The organism is Plantactinospora sp. CA-294935, assembly GCF_050936445.1.
Taxonomy (GTDB): domain Bacteria; phylum Actinomycetota; class Actinomycetes; order Mycobacteriales; family Micromonosporaceae; genus Plantactinospora.
On the sequence record NZ_JBNJMU010000001.1, the window covers coordinates 8,011,200 to 8,030,801 of the forward strand.

Sequence of the window (19,602 nt, forward strand, 5' to 3'; positions counted from 1 at the left end):
CGGTTTCGGTTGCCCGGGTTCCGGATCTCTCACCGGTCGACCTGGCGCACCACCATCGCGGAGTTGAACCCGCCGTGCCCGCGCGCCAGAACCAGCGCCGCGCGCACCGGGAGCGCGCGCGGGCCCTCCTGGACCAGGTCGATGTCGTACTCGTCGGCGACGTGTACGTGGACGGTCGGCGGGATCACGCCGTCGCGGATGCTCAACAGTGCCGCGGCCAGATCGAGTGGCGCCGCGCCGGAGTACAGCCGTCCGGTCATCGTCTTCGGCGCGGTGACGGGTACCCCCCGGGGCCCGAAGACGGCGGTGATCGCCCCCGCCTCGACCCGGTCCGGTTCCGGTGCCCCGGCGGCGTCGGCGAAGACCACGTCGATGTCGCCCGGTGACGCGTCCGCGTCCCGCAGCGCCAGTTCGATCGCCCTCCGCAGTCCGCCGGCCCGGTGGCTGCCCGGTCGGGGGTCGAAGGTCGCGGCGTACCCGGAGACCTCGCCGTAGACGTTGACGGCACCACGCTGCCGGGCATGGTCGGCGTCCTCCAAGACCAGCAGCGCACCACCCTCGCCGGGCACGTACCCGCAGGCGGCGGCGTCGAACGGCAGATACGCCCGGTCCGGGTCCCCGCTCAGGCTCAGACGCCCGCTGGCGAACTGCGCCACCCAGCCCCACGGGCAGATCGAGGCGTCCATCGCACCGGTCACCATCAGCGGAGTGCCCTTGCGCACCTGGCGTCGGGCCTGCGCGACGGTGTCCAGTCCGCCGGCCTGGTCGCTGACCAGGACACTGCACGGTCCCCGCATACCGTTGCGGATGGAGATCTGCCCGCTGTTGACCGCATAGAACCAGGCGAAGGACTGGTACGCACTGACGTACTGGCCTCCCTTGCTCCAGAGCGCCTTCAGCTCGTTCTGCCCGAACTCGAACCCGCCGGAGTGGCTGGCGGTGGCCACACCCATCTCGAACTCGGACACCTCGTGCGGCACGATCCCCGCGTCGGCGAACGCCCAGTCGGCGCCGACGAGCGCGAGCCGCGTCATCCGATCCGTCTGCGGCAGCAGCCGGTTCGGCAGGTGCCGCTCTGCCTCGAACCCGGCGATTTCCCCGGCGAGCCGGGCCGGGTACGACGACGGGTCGAACCGGCTCACCCGGCCGATGCCACTGCGGCCCGCGAGGGTCGCCGACCAGTACTCCTCCAGCCCGAGGCCGTTGGGTGCGGCGATACCGAGCCCGGTGACGACGGTGGAGACGCTCACCGCGGATCCCGATCAGGTCGGGCGAGCACCATCGCGCTCTGGAATCCGCCGAAACCGCTGCCAACGGAGAGCACCGCGTCGGTCCGCCAGCCGCGGGCGACCAGCGGTACGTAGTCGAGGTCGCATTCCGGGTCGGGAGTGTGCAGGTTGGCCGTGGGCGGTACGGCGTGGTGGGTCATCGCCAGGACTGAGGCGGCGATCTCGATCGAGCCGATAGCGCCGAGCGAGTGCCCGACCATCGACTTGATCGAGCTGACCGGCACCGCGCGGGCGTGCTCGCCCAGGCTCCGCTTGAACGCGGCGGTCTCGTGGCGGTCGTTCTGCTTGGTGCCGGAGCCGTGCGCGTTGACGTAGTCGATCTCCTCCGGGTTGATCCGTGCCTCGGCCATGGCCAGTCGAATCGCCTCGGCCATCTCCCGGCCGTCCGGCCGCAGCCCGGTCATGTGGAACGCGTTGGAGCGGGTGGCGTAGCCGGCCACTTCGGCGTAGACGGTGGTGCCGCGTGCACGGGCACTGCCCAGTTCCTCCAGCACGAACACGGCCGCCCCCTCGCCAAGTACGAACCCGTTCCGGCTCGCGTCGAACGGCCGGGACGCGTGCTCGGGGTCGTCGTTGCGCGGCGTGGTCGCCTTGATCGCGTCGAAGCAGGCGACCGTGATCGGCGAGATCGGTGCGTCCGTGGCACCGGCGATCATCACGTCGGCGGCACCGTCCCTGATCACCTCGGTGGCGTACCCGATCGCGTCCAGCCCTGACGTGCAGCCGGTCGACACCACCGTGCTCGGCCCCTCGGCACCCACCGTCCAGGCCACCTCGGCCGCGAACGAACTGGGTACCAGGTAGTTGTAGAGGTGCGGCACCGCGTACTCGTGGTCGACCAGGTCCAGCCGGCCACCGTCGCTGACGGTGCGGTACTCCTGATCAAGGCCCATCGTCGCGCCGACCGCGCTGCCGATGGTCACGCCGGTGCGGTGCGGGTCGAGGCGGTCGAACTCCAGTCCGCTGTCGATAATCGCGTGCCGCGCGGTCACCACCGCGAACTGTGCCGCCCGATCCATCCGACGAATCTCCTGCGGACGCAGGCCGGACAGTTCAGCGTCGAAATCCACCTCGGCGGCGACCTGTGACCGGAACGGCGACGGGTCGAAGAACGAGATCCGCCGGGTCGCGGTACGCCCGTCGGTGAGCAACTGCCAGAAGTCCTTCACGCCCGACCCGCCCGGGGCGGTCACGCCGATGCCGGTGATGACGACCCGCCGGTCGCCGGCCGGGGTCACGCCGCCTCCCAGTGGTAGAAGCGCCGGGCCATCGCGTCTGCGGGCGATCGCCAGGTGGCCGGGTCGTACGCCGCGATGAACGGCCTCAGGTCCTCGCTGATCGAGATGAACCGGGGCTCGGTCTTCGCCTTCTCGATCCGTTCACCGCCGGTGGCGTCGTCGAAGTCCTGGAGGTGGAAGTAGAGGCCCCGGTAGGAGAAGAGCTGACGGCGGCGGGTGCCCATCAGGTGCGGCATCGAGGTGTCGTCGAACGCGCCGAAGAGGCGGGCGACCTCATCGGCCGAGTCGGGTGCCATCCTGGCCACGATCAGGGTGCTGTGCATGATGTCCTCTCGTGAAGGGTCAGCGGGCATGCCCGAACCAGCGGTCCAGTGCCGTGGGCAGGTCGTGGTGGCTGCCGGGGGCGAGCCACGCGATGTGGCCGTCGGGTCGTACGAGTACCGCCGTGGTACCGGCGAGCGTGGTGTGTTGAGCGACGGTCGGCGCGGTCGCGGTGACGATGTCGACCCGCCGGCGCCAGCGCGACGCGCGGGACCGCAGCACCGCGTTGTCGTTGAGGTCCAGCAGTAGGCCGCGGCCCCGGCGGAGCAGTTCGGTACTGCTGGTCCGACGGATGCCGACGACCATGTCTAGGTGCGGCATCCGCATTCCCAGCAGGGGATTGGCGCCGTCACCGACGTCGTACCGGATGTCCAGCCCGCTCACCTTCGCGGCCAGATGCCGGCTGACCTCCTCATACCCGATCAGCTCGGAGAGCACATCCCGCAGCGGCTGCACCTCGGCGCCGCCGAGGATGAGCTGCCCCTGCGCCTGGGTGTTGGCGAGCAGCCGCCGGCCGACCTCGTGGCGTTCGCTGTGGTACGTGTCCAGCAGCGATTCCGGCGCGGTGCCGTTGACCACGGCGGCCAGTTTCCAGCCCAGATTGACCGCGTCCTGGACGCCGGTGTTCATCCCCTGACCACCGGCCGGGAGGTGCACGTGTGCGGCGTCCCCGGCGAGCAGCACCCGGCCGCGCTGGTACTCGGTGACCAGGTGGGTGGCGTCGCCGAAGGCGCTGACCCAGACCGGCTCAGCGTGCGAGATGTCCAGGCCGGTGAGCCGCTTCCAGGTGTCGGCCACCTCCTCGAAGGCCGGTGGGGCGGTTCGACGCTGTGGCGGCGCGCCGCGTTCGCCGACGATGATGCGGTGAATCCCGTCCGACAGCCGGGCGACCATAACCATTCCACCGGCGAACTGCTGCCCGCTCATCCTCGGCTCCAGCTCGACGCCGCGCAGGTCGGCGAGGAACAGTTCGGTGGTGGCGGCGGTACCCGGGAAATCGAATCCGGCGGCGCGGCGAACCGTGCTCCGGCCGCCGTCGCAGCCGACCAGGTACGAGGCACGTAGGACCTGCTCACCTTCGTCGCTCCGGACGTTGACCGCGACACCGGTCCGGTCGTCAGCCAGCCCGACGAGCTCATACCCTCGCCGGATGTCGGCGCCGAGCTGGACAGCCCATCCCTCCAGGACCCGCTCGGTCTCCGACTGCGGGACGGTCCGGGCCGCCTCGTGGACGTTGCCGAGGATGCCGATGTCCAGCGGGAGCCCACCGAAGTGGCCGTCCGTCGTGGTCTGAATGTCACCGAAGCGGCGCAGCAGCCCGCGCTGGTCGAAGACCTCCATCGTCCGGACGGTGAAACCGATTCCTCGCGACTCCCCGGTACGCTCACAAAGGCGCTCCAGGACGATGACGTCGATCCCGGCCAGGCGCAATTCGCCAGCCAACATAAGACCGGTGGGCCCTGCTCCAACAATGATGACCGAAGCGTCCATAAGCCTCTCCCGACTCACATGGGGGTACGCGTGCAGTTCCCGGGTGTGACGGCTCGCGATAGATGCACAATTTCCTGTAGGGGCGGACACTGGCGGACGTGGTCCGGAAAACAGCTCCAGGAGATGCTTTTATCCTGTTGGATTGCACGGTTCGAGGCAAGCGGCCGACGTCAAAAACATGCGCAGAGGAATGTCAGGGGATTGTCAAATCCATGCGGTCTCGATCTGATAGATCATGGGGCCGTGCCGTCCCGTCCGACGAGGAACTCGCAGGTACCCGCGCCGGCGTCCCCGCCTCCCGCGGGATCGCCTTCGACGCGGCGTAGAGCTACGCGGTCTGTGCCGGGGTCAGGAACGGCGCGGGTGCCTCCTCGACCAGCTTTTGGTTCCGGCGTTGGAGCGTGCGGTCCCGGGTGGACACGACCACCACGTTGCCGTGCCGGTCGGTCAGGCACCGCGTCTCCACGTGCCGGGGCCGGTCGAGGTAGCGCTCGACGAAGCAGTCGCTCCGGCCGAACCCGGCGCCCCCCCCTCGCGGACCGCGGACTCATAGCATCCCGGGATCTCGTCGACCGTACGAGTCCCCCTGAGTCCAGGTCCGCCGCCGCCGAAGGCGGTCTTGACCGCGGCCAGGACCTTGTCGATGTCGAGATAGCCCGCCTCGGCGGTGTCGCCGCCGAGGCGTTCGCTGCGGCCAGTGGCACGTACGGGGCTCCCGGTCCGAGTCCGCGTAGACGGCCACGCTGGCGATCACGTCATCCCGGCACGCGCGGGCGGTCCGGACCGCGATCTTCCCCCGGTTGGCAATAAGTACCTGGGCACGCTGGTCCCCTTCCCCTGGTCCCCTGTTCGGGCAGCGGAAGCGGTTCAGCGGATCCGATCGGCGCCGCTGAACTGGAAACCGATCCCGTGGACGGTACGGATCCAGTTGCTGCCGATCTTGCTGCGCAGTGAGCTGACGTGGGTGTCGATGGTGCGGCTGCCCCGGGAACTGCGGGCGTGCAGCGTCGAGTCGCCCCAGACCTCGGCCATCAGTCGCTCCCGGCTGAGCACGTTGTCCGGGTTGCTCGCCAGGTGGTAGAGGAGGTCAAACTCCTTGCGGGTCAGGTCCACCGGCTCGCCGTGCATCCGTACGTCCCGGGACGCGGGGTTGATGCACAGCCCGTCGATCGAGAGGTGGCCCAGCCGGGCTCGGGGCTGTCCGGGACGGCGGGACCGGCGCATGACCGCCTCGATGCGGGCCAGCAGTTCCCGGAACTCGTACGGCTTGTCCAGGCAGTCGTCCGCACCGGCCTGTAGCACCAGTACCCGGTCGACACCAGCACCGCCGTCGGTCAGGGCGATCACGGGTGTCTGGCTGTGCGCCCGGATCCGCCGACATACCTCAAGCCCGTCAATGTCCGGCAAATCGACGTCGAGAACGACCAGTTCGGCGTCCTCGTACGCCTCGAGCGCCGTCGCCCCGGTGCTGGCGGTCCTCGTCCGGTAACCATTGCGCGCCAGATCATCGCCGAGCGGCTTGATGCTTCGCGTCTGCTTCTCGACAACGAGAATTTGCATGAGTTTCCCCGTCCGATTCGCCTTGCCCACAGAAGCGATGCAAGCTCGGAGCGGCCACCGCACTGGTGAGTGTCGGAGCCGCCGGGCCGTCCGCCCCTGCGCCGCATCCCAGTTGCAGTCCCGGAATCGCTTCCGAAACTTGCTAATCGATCTATACACGTCTTTTTGTGGCTCCAGCAACCCTTCTATGAAAGATCTCACATATACCTATACGGGGGCCAAATATGTCAAAAGTGTTACGACTCCCTCTCGGTGCGAGGTCACTGCATTGGTTCTCATCCCCGGCGACCGCGGATCGATCACGCAAGATTGGCCACGCCGGGCCGGCCGTCTCGACGGCGCCCGCAGGCGGCCGGAGCGGGCCAGATGGGATCCGGCCCGCTCCGCGTCACTGAACCTTTTTCAACCTCCCCTTGCGGTTCGACGGACCGCAGGGTCGGACGCGGTGCGTGAGCGCCGCGCGGTTCAGGTTGAAAAAGGTTCACCGATGACCACTACGCGCCCGTGGACACCTTGGCCGAATCGGACGGACCACCTGTTGTGGCGGCCTGTTCCTCCGGCCGACCGGGCAGCAACGTGCTGCCGGCGAGGATGACCAGGACTGCGGCAAAGACCCACCAGTACACGCCCTGGAAGCCGCGCATGGCGTCCTCGCCCGCCGTGTCCACGATGACCGCGACCACGGCAATGCCGATCGAGGCGCCGAGCTGGTTCAGCATGTAGAGCACCGAGCTGCCCTGCGGTACCTGGTGACCGGGGAGTGTCCGGTAGAGCGATCCCATTGTCGGCGCGGCGACGAAGCCGAGCCCGACGCCGATGACGAACGCGGTTACTCCGGACCAGACCGGATCGGTGTCCGCCCCGATCCGGGTGAAGGCAAACGCGCTCAGGGCCGCCACGACCGCTCCACCCTGGGCCAGGCCCCGCGCACCGAGCCGGTCGCTGAGTCGCCCCGCCACCGGCATGGCCAGGACGGAGCCCAGGCCCATGGGCGCCACCAGCAGCCCGGCCACGAGCGCGCCGTCCCCCTGGCCGTGCATCTGCTGGTAGTAGAGCGGCAGCACGAACAGCACCGAGAACGTCACCACCCCGACGAGCCCCTGCACGCTGACGCTGGCGGAGAAGCTCCGGCTCCGGAACAGGCGTACGTCGATCAGTGGTGGCCTGTCGCGTACCCGCAGCGCGTGCACCACGTACCCGGTGAGCAGAACGATGCCGAGCACCAGCGGTACGAGCACCGGACCGGACGCGAACTCACCGGTATGGGCCACCTGGGTCAGGGCCAGGATCAGCGCCGCCACGGCCGGACCGCTCAACGTCAGCCCGATGAGGTCGAGTCGGTTCCGCGGCTGTTCAGCGTCCGGCGTGTCGACCGGGATCACCCGCAGGGCGAGCAGGAACGCGACCACACCGATCGGGAGGTTGACCAGGAACATCCAGCGCCAGCCGAAGCCGTCGAGGACGACGCCGCCGAGCACCGGGCCGAGCACCGGGCCGAGCGGCAGGACCGCACCCATCAGGCCCATGACCCGCCCCGCCCGGCGCGGGCCGGCGGCCCGGGCCAGCAGCGTGAGCACCAGCGGGTCGAGAATGCCCGCGCCGACACCCTGCAACAGCCGGAACACGATCAGGCTCTCGATGTTCCAGGCCAGCCCGGAGGTGAGGGAGCCGAACAGGAACAACAGCAGGCCGAACAGCCACAGTCGGCGGGCACCGAACCGGTCGACCGCCCAGGTGGTGACGGGGATCGTGACGGTCAGGGCGAGCAGGTAGCCGGTGGAGACCCAACCGATCGTGCTCACCGAGGTGACGAACCTGTCGGTGAGGGTGTCGACCGCGACCGCGACCATCGTGCCGTCGAGGATGCCCATGATCCCGCCGAGCAGGACCACGCTGATGAGTCGCAGCAGTGCGGGGTCCAGCTTGTCGTCACGCGCTTGCGTCATCGAGGTCTCCGGGTAGGTGAGCATGATTGAACTGGCAAGTTCAAGTTAATGCTCCACCTGGTACCAAACAAGCTCGTTCACACAACTGAACCAGATTGTTCAGTATGAAAGCTGCAGGTACGCTACCCGCGTGACCGACGCGAGGGCCCTGGCGACTTCCGAACGGAAGGCCCCACGTGGACGCATCGACAAACGGCGAGCCATCCTGGACGCCGCCTTCACCGTGTTCTCCCGTCAGGGCTACGCGCAGGCGTGCGTCAACGAGATCGCCAACGAGGCCGGTGTCGCCAAGCCCACGGTCTACAACCACCTGACCGACAAGGCCAACCTGTTCCGGCACGCGATCGAGGCGGCGGCCGAGAGCCTGACGGCGGAGAACCTGGCCGCGGTCGAACGGCTCGCCGAGCGCCACGACGACCTGCGCACGACGCTCGAAGACGTGGCCCACGAACTGCTGCGGGTCTACTGCGACGAGCGGTCGTGGTCGCTGCGCCGGCTGCTCTACGCCGAGATCGCCCGCTTCCCCGACCTCGTCGACCTCGAGCCGGTGGACGGCTCAGCCACCGTCGCCCGGGCACTCGCCGACCGGTTCGCCCGGCTCTCACTCGCCGGCCGACTGCGCCTGACCGATCCGGACCAGGCCGCGAGACAGTTCTTCGGCCTGCTGACCGGCCCGGTGGAGATCCGCGCGCGGTTCGGCACCCGCCCGGTGCCGGACAGCGAATCGCGGGAGATCGTCGTGGCCGCAGTCGACACCTTCCTCCGGGCCTTCGCCGCTCCGACGGCATAGGTCGGCATCCGGTGATCGCGCAATTTGCGGCTCGACACCATCCGGCCGAGCACCCAGGGCGTCGTGGCCTGGTAGCGTTCGGCGCTTCCCGGCCCGCCCGTACCTCCGCCGAGGACGCTCGGCGACAACCTGGATCTGCGTCATCGCCCGGTGCGACCCCCGCTTCCTCGGCCGGCCGTCCTCCTGCTGGTCTCTGAAGAGGCTGCGCGACTACCTCGATCGACTGTCTGGCGTTGTTCTAGCCGGAAGCTCCGGCTGGGCCTTCTCGGTGTGGTCGGTCAAGACAGGATCCCGACGTACCCGTCGGTCCCCTGCACGCGGATCCGCTGCCCGTCCCGGATCAGCCTGTGGGGTTCCAAACCCTGTCAGCCGCGGTCGGTGACGGCGACCTCCTCGTCGCTGGTGGGCCGGGTAGTCGTTGAGCAGCACCTCCCGGTCGGCGTCGGGCGTGCCGAACCGGCGGCGGATGTCGCCGTAGCGCACCGCGATGGTCAGTGCCGCCTTGGTGGCCGCTGACGCGGCGCCGCCCACGCTCACCCGGCCGCGGGCCAGGGTGCCGAGCATGGTGAAGAAGCGCCGGGAGTCGTTCTCGATCGGGCTGGAGTACGTGCCGTCCTCGGCGACCTGACCGTACCGGTCCAGCAGCATGTCCCGCGGGACCGTCACGTGGTCGAAGCTGAGCCGCCCGTTGTCCACCGAGCAGGCCGACCTTGGGCCCGGCGTCGCCGATGGTCACGCCGGGCAGCGGGCTACCGTGCGCGTCGCGGATCGGGACCAGCCACGCGTGTACGCCGTGCCGCCGCCCGTTGGTGATCATCTGCGCGAAGACTACCGCCATCCGCTCGTCCCGGACCGCGTTGCCGATGTAGTCCTTGCGGGCCGCCTCGTGCGGCTCGGTTGCCCGCGCGGACCGCTGAACTGCTACGCCCGCGATGCCGCACCGAAATCTATGGAAATAGCCGATCCTGGCGACCGCTCGTGTGGGGTTGCGGTATCGATCTCCCCTCGGACACAGATTTTCCGCATCAGTGAACCCTTTTCAACCTGAACCGCGCGGCGCTCGCGCCCCGCGTTCGACCTCGCGGTCCACCGGACCGCAGGGGGAGGTTGAAAAGGTTCAGTGCGCAGTATCACCGAATAGTTGCGGGACGGTAGTGCCAAGGCGCTGTGGCCGGTCGACACCGCATCCGACCGAGTCCGCAGGCGGTCGACGCGATGCTCGCCAGCGCCAGTCCGGCGGCCGCCCTGACGCCGAGCAGAGGCCGCTTAGGGCTCGGCGGTCAGCGCGGACACGCGGGTGCGTAGTCTGGCGGCGTCAGGATGGCCGACCTCGTCGAGGATTGCCAGTGCTCGTTGCCAGGTCCTTCGGGTCGCCTCGTCGTCGCCGGCGGCTTGATGCGCTTCGCCCAGGTGGGTCAGCTTCACGGCTTCCTGCTGGCGGTTGCCGAACTCGTGACACCGTTCGACGGCGCGCTGGTAGTGCTCGATCGCGTCCCGGTGGCGTCCGAGTTTGAGATGCGCATGGCCCAGGCTGTCCCAGACGTCGGCCATGTTGGGCAGTTCGCCAAGCTCGGCCAGCTCGGCAAGGGCTCGTTCACAATGGACGATGGCTAGTTCGTGGTCGCCGAGTAGCGTGTGGTACCAGCCGACGGCGCTGCGAGCCACTGCCTGAAGGACCTGGTGTCCGGTCTCGCCGGCGGTCTCCAGAGACAGGCGGGAGGTCCGCAGGGCGTCGGCGTAGCGGCCTTCCTGCTCGGAGACCCAAGCCTGGTACAGCTGGGCGCGGATCATGCTGTTGTGGTCGCCAGCCTCGCGGTAGAAGTGCAGTGCCCGCTCGACGTGGCCATGGGCCTGGTCAGGCAGGCCCATCTGGAAGGAGGCGTGGGCGAGGTTGCGATAGATGTCCGCCTGCCCGAGTACGTCGCCGCGGCGGCGGGCGGCACCCAACGCGGCCTGCTGCATGGTGACCAGTTGCCGCCAGAGTCCGCGCCAGCCCAGGAAAGTCACTAGTAGCCAGCACATCTGCTGTATGTGGTGGTCGAAGTCACTGTCGCGGTTGTGGTCGATGACCATCAGTAGCACGGGCAGCTCGGTGGTCAACCACATCCTCGCCGCAGCGTGGTCGGCGAAGGTTTCCGGGACCACACCGTTGTGGGGCAATGGTGGCGTGAGGTTGTCCCTGATGTCTGGCAGCCAGCTGTCGGCGGCGTACACGGACCGCAGGTAATGATCGAACATGCGGTCCCGCACGGCGCGGCGCTCGGGCTCGGTGTCGGTGGCGTGCGCCAGTTCGGCGGCGTAGACGCGCAGCAGGTCATGGAAGACGTACCGGCCGTGCGTGTGTTCGGTGAGCAGATGGGCCGCGGTGAGTTCGGACAGCGATCGGCGCACGTTCGGTACCGGCAGGCCGGCGAGGCTGGCGGCGGCGGCCGCGCTGATGTCGGGACCTGGATGCAGAGCGAGCTGCCGGAACAGGCGTGCAGCGGGTGGGGTCAACGCCTCGTACGACCACGAGAACACAGTCCGCGCGTCTGTGGCTGGGTCGTGGCTGGCCAACGCATCCAGCCGGCCCTGTGTGTCGGCCAGCTCGGCGGCGAACGCCGCCAGGTCGAAGCCGGGATTGGTGGCGGCGCGGGCCGCGACCAACGCCAACGCCAACGGCAGACCGGCGCAGGCGCGGATGATCTCCTCCACGGCGTCCGGTTCGGCCGCCACCCTCTCGGCGCCCAGCCGACCGACGAGCAACGCTCGCGCCTCGGGCTCGCCCAGCACGTCCAGCCGTACCGGCCGCGCACCGTCGGTGGCGACGAGGCCATCGAGCCGGTCGCGGCTGGTCACGACCACCATGCTGCTGACCGCGCCTGGCAGTAGCGGCCGCACCTGGTCCGCGTCACGGGCGTTGTCGAGCACGATGAGCATCTGGCGGCCGGCAAGACGGCTTCGGTACAGCCCGGCCTGGGCCTGCGCGCTCGTCGGGATCCGGTCCGGCGGGACCTGCAGCAGCTCCAGTAGTGTGCGCAGTGCCTCGTCCGGCCTCATCGCCCGGCCTCCGGGCTCGAAGCCACGCAGGTTCAGGTAGATCTGTCCGTCGGGAAACCGATCCCTTACCCGGTGCGCCCAATGCACTGCCAGCGTGGTCTTCCCGACCCCGGCATAGCCACCGATGGCGGTTATCACCACGGTGGACGAGTGGTCGTGGACCGGGCCCAACAAGGCGTCGAGTTGGGCCAACGGCCCTGCCCTGCCGGCGAACCCCACGACGTCGGCCGGTAGCTGCGTCCCCGACGTCGCCGGTCCAGTCCCGACGGGAGCCACCGGGTCGGAAGGATCGTCGTGACTGGTGGCTGCGATCGCACCGATCGGGGCCAGTTCGGGATCCTGTCGCAGGATCCGCTGGTGCAGCAAGCGAAGCGCCGGCCCCGGGTCGCAGCCGACATCGTCGACCAGCCGATCGCGCAGCGTCCGGTAGTGGGCCAACGCGTCGGCCTGCCGGCCACAGCCGTACAGTGCGAGCATCAGCTGCCCGGCGACCCGTTCATCCAGCGGATGCTCCACGACGGTAGAGGAGAGCCGCGGCAGAAGACGCGCGTACTCGCCATGCCGCAGCAGCACGTCGTTGTGGTCCAGGATGGCCGCTGACCGCTCGGCTTCGAGGCCTATGGCGACTCCGCGCAGCCAGTCGCTGTCGAGGTCCGCGAACGGTGTGCCGCGCCACAGACCCAACGCCTCGCGCCACAAGGCGTCAGCGCGGTCATCGTCAGCGGCCGCCCTCGCCTCGCGGGTCATCGCCCGGAACAGGTGCATGTCGACCGCCCCAGGGTCGACCTCCAGCGCGTAGCCGCGCGACCGCCGTACCAGCGGACAGCCATCCGCGCCGGCCAGCACACCGCGTAACCGCGACAGATACGAATGCAACGTCAACCGGGCACGCTGCGGCGGGACCCCGCTCCAAAGCCGATCCACAAGCTCGTCGATCGAGACCGCAGCGCCGAGGTCGACGAGCAACGCCGCCAGTACCGTGCGCTGTCTGGCGTGTCCGAGCCTGACCGGCCCCCGCTCGCCGTGGGCCTCCACCGGCCCGAGTACCCGAAATCTCATTACCCCGCCCGCCCCGACCCCCTGTCGGCTGACCATCCGGAGAGTACCGGCACGCGCGAAGCGGCCAAACCGCCATACGCCGCGTATCCGTACCGTACCGCCGCCGCGATTGCGGCCGACTTGGTGAGAGTAGCGCGCGAGCTGCGCATTCATATTTTTCGTCAGGTGCTGTTCAATCGTCGTCCGGCATGGTGACGGTCGAGGCGGGGCCAGATCCGGTCTCGCCACCGCAACGTGCGAGGAGAACTCTTGAAGCTCCGACTACTCGGCGCGGCTGTCGCCGGAATCCTGGGAACCGGCCTGCTCGCCGCACCGTCGCAGGCGGCCGTCAGCCACTGTGAGGGCCTTTACGTCGACTCGTTGGCCCGCGCCCACGGCTGTTTCGACCCGTACGGCGATCACATCCTGGCGACGGACCGGTACGCCGACGGCATGCGTGCGGTCGTGGAATGGCAGACCAACTACGGGCGTAGCGGGGAGTGCCACGACGCGAACGGTGCCGACAACGGACAGGTCGACTGCAACTACAACATGCGCGAGGACGGGCTGGTCAGGTTCCGGACCGTGGTGCGTGATGGTTCGGACGGGCGGAACCACTACATCACCGCCTTCAGCCCCTGGCTGTCCATCGACTGACGGGACTGCCCTACGAGATTCCTGGTCCTGGTCTCCGTGACGTGGACGGTGCCGCCCTCACACGTCACGGAGACCAGGAATCTGGGCTGAGGCCGAGCGGTAGACCGGTGCTCAGCGAGAGTGGCCGGGGTGGCGTACGAGGCGACACCGGCGACAAGGTATATAGACAGGGTTGGGCCTTCGGTCGTGCTGGTTTAGTCACCTTCGCTCGTGCCGAAGGCCCTTCCCCATGTCACGCCTCCACCCCGTACCCCATGATCATCAACTTCACCTGGCCCCTGAGCCCCTTATTTACCAGGCTCTCAGGCTGGGGTCGCTCTTGGTGGCGGCGCGCCTGCTGGTTGCGGGCAGCGCGCTGCCTGTGAGTGCCGCGAGTACGACGGTGCGATCGACGGAGAACCGTTGGGCCGGAACGCCGGCCAAGTCATGCCCGTCGGCGTGGTCGCGGACTGTCGCGTAGAACTCGTTGCGGCTGACGAGCGCTTTGAGGGTACGCAGGTCGGATGGGTCGGCGCGTGCGCGATTGACGTAGTTACGGACGGTCCTGTAGCACTCGCCGCTGCCGATCGGACCCGACCTCGACCAGCACGCCCAGTCGGTGCAAACAGTACGTCTACGCAGGCTTCGACGAGGTCTACGTCCAGCAGATCGGCGCCGACCAGGACACGTTCTTCGCCGACTAGGAGATGGAGATCTTCCCGACGTTCAGCTGACCTCTGGAACGCCCTGGGTCAGCGCCGCTTGGACGATGCGGACGGCCTCGGTGGTGTCGATGCCGAGGCCGGCGATGACGGCGGCGTACTCGGCGGCGGCGCGGCTTGCCCGTTCGCGTCCCTGCTCGCCGGCTGCGGACACGAACGAGCCGGCCGGGCCGCGGGTCTCGATCAGCCCCGCCTTCTCCAGTTCCCGGTAGGCCCGGCCGACCGTGTTGACCGCCAAGCCGAGGTCCGCGGCCAGGCGGCGGATGGTCGGCAGCCGGGTGCCCACGGCCAGCGTGCGTTCCTGGATCTGCCCGGCTAGCTGGGCGCGGAGCTGTTCGAACGGTGGGACGGGCGAGGCCGAGTCGATGACGATCATGCGGTTCACCGGGTGCTGGGGCCGTGCTGGGCCGCCAGGGCGCTCCGCCCGTCCCACGCCGTGATCAGGGCGAGCGCGATGACGCTCAGGATTATGAAGACGAGCCAGCCCGTGTTCCACGGATCGAGCCCGGTGTCGAATACCGACACGACCGGCAGTGACCACACCACGGTCGGTACGGCCACCTCGCGGGCGTCCTCGACGCGCATGAGGAAGTCGGCCTTCAGCGAGCCCTCGTCGTCGGCCACTACCGGGTGGGTGAGTACATGGCGCAGTTGGACCGCCGTACCGACCGCGACCCCGCACAGCCCGATGAGCAGGATGACCGCCGCGTACCTCGCGGCGCCGTCCCGCATGGTCAGCGCCGCGATCGCCAGCACTGCCGCGCCCGCGTACGTGATCGCCAGCAACGCGGCCCGCGGCACGCCGAGCACGGTTCGCCAGCCGGGCCGGACGGAGTGGGTCGCCCGTCGCGGCAACTCCGCGCCAGCCTGCTGATCGACCCGCCGCACCCACCGGTCCAGCAGCGACAGGCCCAGCACCAACCCGGCCACCAGCGCCGTCAGCACCGCCAGCGCCCAGCGCCGCTGCGTCCCGAACCCGTCATCCGCGGGACGGATCGGCAAGGCGGAGACGTAGACGAGGGCAGTTGCGCAGAGGAACGCGGCCGGCAGAACGGCAGCGGCCAGCCGCGCACGTCGCCGGACCGCCAGGCGCGCCGCGAGCATCGGTGTCGGCGTGACGTCGGCCAGGCCGCGCGCGGCCAACCACAGACGGGCTATCTCAAGCTCCGTCGAACGCACCTTCCTCGGCATGGCGGCCTCCCCAGCTTGTCGCAAGTTATGTCTCACTATCTTGAGACAAGACTTGCGCCAAGTCAATTGTGGTCCCGGGCGAAGTACTCGCCCGGTGGAACGCCAGCCGAGCCGGCTTCGACCTGCTCCGCAAACGAGTCTTGCTGGCCCACTGACCTGAAGATCAATCACTCTTCACGGGACAGAACCGAGTTCGAGCGCCAGATGTCGCTCGTATCGAGCGCCGCGCTCGGCGAGGCCGAGTCCGTATCGGGGAGTTTCAGAGCTACCCTCAGGCTGGCTGTGGGTCGGCTCGCCGCCACGGTCTGCCGTCCGGTGGCGACCGGGAACGCGGTCAGCCACGCGACGGGCGCCTCAGGCAGACCGCTGCACGCTGTCGCCGCTGCGGAGGCGGTCCAACTCGGCGAGGTACATCGCCTGCATGCGGTCATGGTGCCGGACCAGCAGCATGATTTCCTCGACGCTGTAGCCCTCGATGAGCCGCTCCGCCCGCTCGGCGAACCGCTCGTACGGTCGCTCCAACTCGGCGGTCCGCTCCGGCCGCAGGGTGACGATCACCCGCCGCCGGTCCGCCGGATCGCGCTCGGCCGTGACGTAGCCGGCCTGCTGGAGCCGGCGGAGCATGCTGGTCACGGCCCCGGTGGTGAGGTTGGTCCGCTCGGCGACCTGCCCCGCGGTGGCGGATCCGACGTCCGCCAGGAAGTCCAGGCACTCCAGGTCGCTCACGGTGAGGCCCAGCCGGTCCGCGATGGCGTACCGGAACACCATGGACAGCCGCGAGGTCTCCCGCCCGGCGCGCATGAGGTCGGCGATCGCGGACGCACGGGCCGGCTCGTGGGACATGCCCGCAATCATGCCTCCGGTACGGTGACCCGGTGCAGCCGAGGTAACACGCGGGTCAGCACCCAGTGCGGTGCGGCCGCGCCCCCGGTGAGGCGGCGCATCAGCCCGGCGGCGGTGTCGACAGCCCGGAAGGCGTAGGGCACCATCTCGTCCTGGTAGCCGGCAATCGCCGCCTCCACCGGCGTGCCGCTCGCCCGGGCCTCGACGAGCCTGTGGCCGAGCAGGGCGGCGTCGCGGAGCGCGGTGTTGCCGCCGTGAGCGCCGAACGGCGGCATGACGTGCACGGCGTCGCCCATCATCGTCGCCCGGGGCACCGCCCACCGGCGCGGGCGCCGGCCGGTGGCGAAGAGGTTGAGCACCGTGGCGTCCAGCTCGGCCGTGTCGACCAGCCGCCGGATGAGCGGGTGGAAGTCCGCACTCATCCGGGCGGCCAGCTCCCGCAGCGCCAGCAGGTTCCCGCGGACGCCGATGGGCACCTCCTCCTGCCGGAGCAGCAGTCCCCACATGACGTAGTCGTCGCCGGTGGGCGCATAGCTGCCCGGGGCCAGGCGCGCGAACGCCTCCCGCGGGCTTTCGCCGAACCGCATGGAGGTGAAGAAGAAGGCGCGGCCCGGCCGGTCGGCGATGGCCAGGACCCCGCTGGTACGCAGCGCGTCCGGGATGACGCTCTCGCCGTTGCGCCGCAGGGGCGACCGGCCGTAGATGCCCGCCATCGGGGTGTTCGCCGGGCCTGCGTCCGGCATGAGCTGCTCGCGCAGTGCCGAGCCGACGCCGTCCGCGCCCACGACGACGGTCGCCGCGACGGCCCCGCCGTCGGTGAACCGCAGCCGCAGCCCGGCCGGACCGCCGCTGTCCACCGCGACGGCGGCCTTGCCGTAGTGGATGCGTCCGTCCAGCCCGGACTGCAGGATCGACCGCAGGGTCAGCCGGTCGACCTGGCGGGTCGCGTGCGGCTCGTCCTTGAAGGTGATGGTGAATGCGTCCCGCAGCCGGCTGTCGGTGAAGCGCAGGTGCCCGCCGGGCTCGTCGCCGGTGGTCAGCGCCAGGCGGTACAGCGGGCGGGGCAGGCTCTCGCGCAGCGCCTCCAGCCCGTACCTGTCGAGAATGATCCGGTAGCCCTGCTGCCGGACGAAGGGGCCCGGGTCCCGCTCGTAGACGTGCACGTCGATGCCGGCGCGCATCAGGTACTGGGCAAGGCAGAGGCCGGAGAGGCCGGCGCCGGCGATTGCCACCGAGAAGTCAGTCGATATGCCCATGCGATTATCTTAATGACTAAGATGATTTGGGCAAGGCCGCCAGCGTGCCACGGTCCACCAAGCCGCCCGGCCGGCCACCTCGGACCGGTCCGCCGGTGTGGCCCGGTGCCTGGCCCCACCCACGCCGTAAGGACATCGCATCCATACTCGATCCCGGCGCAGGCCCAGCCGTTCGCGACAGCACCCCGCCGTTCTGACTTCCCCACCGATCTCTCGAACGAGACGCTGGCACCGGCCGGGGTGGCTCTCGAACTCACCGAAATTGATCAAGATTGCCCACCGGCACCCGGCTCCGAGACAGACCGACAGGATCCCGTTCTCGCGGATCTAATCATCGCGCCCGATGCCCACGGATACGGGATCAGCCGCCCCTCCAGCCGCGCGGTGCGCGGATCGCGGCTTACATCGTGATGGCCGATCCGGAGGGAAACGAGTTCTGCTTGGACTGAACGACGGGGAACTTCACCCCGGTGAGGTCTTCGGAGACGGCCCACAGCCGCTGCTGGACGACTACCTCGTACGACTCCGGGCTGGAGGTGACCAGCCGGGGGTGGCCCATGACCTCGTTGCGCCCGCCGGGACCGTAGTACTGGCCGCCGAGCACGGCGGGGTCGGTGGCGGCGCGCAGGGTCGGCAGCGCGCCCATCGCCGGCGTTTGGGTGATCAGCGGCGCGAGCCAGGTGAGCGGAAGCCGGAGGGCGGCGGGGGTGTTGCGGGCGAGCTCGGTGCTAGACATGCCGGGGTGCGCGGCCACCGCGACGGCGGTGCCGTGCGTGGCGAGCCGGCGCTGCAGCTCGTACGTGAACATCAGGTTGGCCAGCTTGGACTGACCATAGGCAGCGACCCGGCTGTACGACCGCTCCCACTGCAGGTCGTCGAAGTGGATCGCGGCGCGGATGCGGTGGCCGGTGCTGCTGACCGTCACCACGCGCGAGCCGGGCACCGGCAGCATCAGGTCCAGCAGCAGCCCGGTGAGCGCGAAGTGACCGAGGTGGTTGGTGCCGAACTGCATCTCGAAGCCGTCCCGGGTGGTCTGCTTCGGGGTGTACATAACGCCGGCGTTGTTGATCAGCAGGTCGAGCCGGTCGAGCCGGGACCGCAGCGCCGCCGCCGCGGTCCGGACGGAGTCGAGCGAGGTCAGGTCCAGCGCCTGCACGGTCACGTCGCCGGTCATGCGGGCCGCCGCCCGCTCGCCCTTCTCGACGTTGCGCACGGCGAGCACCACGGACGCCCCGCGCTCGGCGAGCGCCTTGGCGGTCTCGTACCCCAGTCCGGTGTTGGCCCCGGTCACCACGGCCACCCGCCCGCGCTGGTCCGGAATGTTCGCCGTCGTCCACTTCTCGCTCATGTCAGGCTCCCCACTAACTAACGTACCGAAGGTATCTTGTGTTGCCAACGTTAAAGTACTTTCGGTACGTTGTCAACGTACCGCAGGTACTTAAGTTAGGCTGGTGATCGTGACTTTCCAGCGGGCGCGAACCCAAGAGCAGCGGGAGATCCGCCGACGGGCGATCCTCGACGCGGCGTCGGCGATGCTCGACGAGATGCCCGTGGCCGCGGTCACCCTGAACGAGCTCAGCCGCCGAGTAGGCCTGGCGAAGCCGAACGTGCTGCGCTACTTCGAGTCTCGCGAGGCGGTACTGCTGGAACTGCTGGACCGCTACCTGCAGGAGTGGCTGACGGAACTGGCAGGCGAGTTGGCCGCCGGCATCGACGAAAATCTACCCATGGCCGAGCGAGCGGCGGCGGTGGCCGAGATCCTCAGCCGCTCACTCGCCGGCCGCGTGGTGCTGTGCGACCTCTTCGGCGCGCAGGGCAGCGTCCTGGAACACAACGTCTCCGTCGAGGTCGTAGCACGTTACAAGCGCGCCTCCCTGGGCCGTCTGACAACCATGACCGCCCTGATGCAGAAGTACCTGCCGGAGCTGGGCGAAAACGCAGCACTGTTCAGCCTGCAAACCATGGTCATGGCCGGCGCGCTGTCGGCGTACGGCACACCCCCACCCAGCCTGCGGGCGGCCTACCAGGCCGAGCCCGAGCTGGCCCGCTTCCACTTGGAGCTGAAGGACTACCTGAAGCTGGCCCTGACCGCAACCCTCCTGGGCGTACTCCCCCGCCGCTGACCTGCGGCCAGGCGACCGGCCGGTGGATGACCCTGTAGGGTGCCGAAACTCGGTCATCCCCTGTGAGCTGGGCATTCGTTGGGTGCACACCGCTCGTTCGCGCACGAGGCTGAACATGT

Annotated in this window: 16 protein-coding genes and 2 pseudogenes; 4 read left to right on the forward strand and 14 right to left on the reverse strand. The window is 69.3% G+C overall.

From position 1 onward, the window contains the following. Positions 1 to 29: 29 nt before the first annotated feature. From ACQEVC_RS35245 to ACQEVC_RS35275, 7 genes and pseudogenes are all read right to left on the reverse strand, one after another. Positions 30 to 1,250, reverse strand: a complete 1,221-nt coding sequence (locus tag ACQEVC_RS35245) for a ketosynthase chain-length factor (RefSeq protein WP_432886618.1) — start codon at positions 1,248 to 1,250, stop codon at positions 30 to 32. Beyond that, positions 1,247 to 2,527, reverse strand: coding sequence for a beta-ketoacyl-[acyl-carrier-protein] synthase family protein (locus ACQEVC_RS35250; RefSeq protein WP_432886621.1), 1,281 nt, complete (start codon positions 2,525 to 2,527; stop codon positions 1,247 to 1,249). The genes ACQEVC_RS35245 and ACQEVC_RS35250 overlap by 4 nt, the downstream gene beginning before the upstream one ends. Beyond that, complete coding sequence (locus tag ACQEVC_RS35255; RefSeq protein WP_432886624.1) at positions 2,524 to 2,850, reverse strand: TcmI family type II polyketide cyclase; 327 nt, start codon at positions 2,848 to 2,850, stop codon at positions 2,524 to 2,526. Before ACQEVC_RS35255 ends, ACQEVC_RS35250 begins: the two co-directional genes overlap by 4 nt. A gap of 19 nt (positions 2,851 to 2,869) precedes the next feature. Further along, positions 2,870 to 4,339: an FAD-dependent monooxygenase gene (locus ACQEVC_RS35260; RefSeq protein ID WP_432886627.1), complete on the reverse strand. Its 1,470-nt coding sequence runs from the start codon at positions 4,337 to 4,339 to the stop codon at positions 2,870 to 2,872. 242 nt (positions 4,340 to 4,581) lie between these two features. After that, positions 4,582 to 5,210: pseudogene (locus tag ACQEVC_RS35265) on the reverse strand (biotin carboxylase N-terminal domain-containing protein); the annotation flags it as partial. Continuing rightward, entirely contained in the window at positions 5,207 to 5,899 is a 693-nt protein-coding gene (locus ACQEVC_RS35270) for a response regulator transcription factor (protein ID WP_432886630.1), read from the reverse strand. The pseudogene ACQEVC_RS35265 and the gene ACQEVC_RS35270, both read right to left, overlap by 4 nt. 494 nt (positions 5,900 to 6,393) lie before the next feature. Next, positions 6,394 to 7,845, reverse strand: a complete 1,452-nt coding sequence (locus tag ACQEVC_RS35275) for a DHA2 family efflux MFS transporter permease subunit (protein WP_432886633.1) — start codon at positions 7,843 to 7,845, stop codon at positions 6,394 to 6,396. A gap of 130 nt (positions 7,846 to 7,975) precedes the next feature. Between ACQEVC_RS35275 and ACQEVC_RS35280 the strand changes: the two genes are divergently transcribed. Next, on the forward strand, positions 7,976 to 8,635 hold the full coding sequence (locus ACQEVC_RS35280; protein ID WP_432886636.1) for a TetR/AcrR family transcriptional regulator: 660 nt from the start codon (positions 7,976 to 7,978) through the stop codon (positions 8,633 to 8,635). Positions 8,636 to 9,028: 393 nt separating this feature from the next. Here ACQEVC_RS35280 and ACQEVC_RS35285 read toward each other — a convergent pair. Together ACQEVC_RS35285 and ACQEVC_RS35290 are read right to left on the reverse strand one after the other, a co-directional pair. Beyond that, positions 9,029 to 9,527 (reverse strand): annotated as a pseudogene (locus ACQEVC_RS35285) (acyl-CoA dehydrogenase family protein); the annotation flags it as partial. A gap of 374 nt (positions 9,528 to 9,901) precedes the next feature. Next, positions 9,902 to 12,556 (reverse strand): BTAD domain-containing putative transcriptional regulator, encoded by a 2,655-nt coding sequence (locus tag ACQEVC_RS35290; protein WP_432886639.1) that lies wholly within the window; start codon positions 12,554 to 12,556, stop codon positions 9,902 to 9,904. Here ACQEVC_RS35290 and ACQEVC_RS35295 point away from each other — a divergent pair. Then, entirely contained in the window at positions 12,545 to 12,928 is a 384-nt protein-coding gene (locus tag ACQEVC_RS35295; RefSeq protein ID WP_432886642.1) for a hypothetical protein, read from the forward strand. The two genes, ACQEVC_RS35290 and ACQEVC_RS35295, sit on opposite strands and share 12 nt — an antisense overlap. A gap of 54 nt (positions 12,929 to 12,982) precedes the next feature. Then, the gene (locus tag ACQEVC_RS35300; RefSeq protein WP_432886645.1) at positions 12,983 to 13,369 is read left to right on the forward strand and encodes a hypothetical protein; all 387 of its coding nucleotides are present in this window, start codon (positions 12,983 to 12,985) and stop codon (positions 13,367 to 13,369) included. A 705-nt stretch (positions 13,370 to 14,074) separates the two neighbouring features. On the opposite strand, the gene ACQEVC_RS35305 is transcribed toward ACQEVC_RS35300, so the two are convergent. From ACQEVC_RS35305 to ACQEVC_RS35325, 5 genes are all read right to left on the reverse strand, one after another. Then, positions 14,075 to 14,446 (reverse strand): GntR family transcriptional regulator, encoded by a 372-nt coding sequence (locus tag ACQEVC_RS35305; RefSeq protein ID WP_432886647.1) that lies wholly within the window; start codon positions 14,444 to 14,446, stop codon positions 14,075 to 14,077. A gap of 5 nt (positions 14,447 to 14,451) precedes the next feature. Continuing rightward, on the reverse strand, positions 14,452 to 15,261 hold the full coding sequence (locus ACQEVC_RS35310; protein WP_432886650.1) for a hypothetical protein: 810 nt from the start codon (positions 15,259 to 15,261) through the stop codon (positions 14,452 to 14,454). Positions 15,262 to 15,615: 354 nt separating this feature from the next. After that, positions 15,616 to 16,104, reverse strand: a complete 489-nt coding sequence (locus tag ACQEVC_RS35315) for a MarR family transcriptional regulator (protein WP_432886653.1) — start codon at positions 16,102 to 16,104, stop codon at positions 15,616 to 15,618. Between the two features lie 8 nt (positions 16,105 to 16,112). Then, entirely contained in the window at positions 16,113 to 17,360 is a 1,248-nt protein-coding gene (locus ACQEVC_RS35320; RefSeq protein WP_432886656.1) for an FAD-dependent oxidoreductase, read from the reverse strand. A gap of 400 nt (positions 17,361 to 17,760) precedes the next feature. After that, positions 17,761 to 18,708 (reverse strand): SDR family NAD(P)-dependent oxidoreductase, encoded by a 948-nt coding sequence (locus tag ACQEVC_RS35325; protein WP_432886659.1) that lies wholly within the window; start codon positions 18,706 to 18,708, stop codon positions 17,761 to 17,763. 103 nt (positions 18,709 to 18,811) lie between these two features. On the opposite strand from ACQEVC_RS35325, the gene ACQEVC_RS35330 reads away from it, so the two are divergent. Beyond that, positions 18,812 to 19,483, forward strand: a complete 672-nt coding sequence (locus ACQEVC_RS35330; RefSeq protein ID WP_432886662.1) for a TetR/AcrR family transcriptional regulator — start codon at positions 18,812 to 18,814, stop codon at positions 19,481 to 19,483. Positions 19,484 to 19,602: the final 119 nt, after the last annotated feature.

Bases quoted from the DNA above. Each gene is read 5' to 3' on its own strand.
- ACQEVC_RS35315 (WP_432886653.1), bottom strand. From the start codon at position 16,104: ATGTCCCACGAGCCGGCCCGTGCGTCCGCGATCGCCGACCTCATGCGC.
- ACQEVC_RS35260 (WP_432886627.1), bottom strand. From the start codon at position 4,339: ATGGACGCTTCGGTCATCATTGTTGGAGCAGGGCCCACCGGTCTTATG.
- ACQEVC_RS35270 (WP_432886630.1), bottom strand. From the start codon at position 5,899: ATGCAAATTCTCGTTGTCGAGAAGCAGACGCGAAGCATCAAGCCGCTC.
- ACQEVC_RS35305 (WP_432886647.1), bottom strand. From the start codon at position 14,446: ATGATCGTCATCGACTCGGCCTCGCCCGTCCCACCGTTCGAACAGCTC.
- ACQEVC_RS35325 (WP_432886659.1), bottom strand. From the start codon at position 18,708: ATGAGCGAGAAGTGGACGACGGCGAACATTCCGGACCAGCGCGGGCGG.
- ACQEVC_RS35310 (WP_432886650.1), bottom strand. From the start codon at position 15,261: ATGCCGAGGAAGGTGCGTTCGACGGAGCTTGAGATAGCCCGTCTGTGG.
- ACQEVC_RS35275 (WP_432886633.1), bottom strand. From the start codon at position 7,845: ATGACGCAAGCGCGTGACGACAAGCTGGACCCCGCACTGCTGCGACTC.
- ACQEVC_RS35320 (WP_432886656.1), bottom strand. From the start codon at position 17,360: ATGGGCATATCGACTGACTTCTCGGTGGCAATCGCCGGCGCCGGCCTC.
- ACQEVC_RS35295 (WP_432886642.1), top strand. From the start codon at position 12,545: ATGCAACGTCAACCGGGCACGCTGCGGCGGGACCCCGCTCCAAAGCCG.
- ACQEVC_RS35255 (WP_432886624.1), bottom strand. From the start codon at position 2,850: ATGCACAGCACCCTGATCGTGGCCAGGATGGCACCCGACTCGGCCGAT.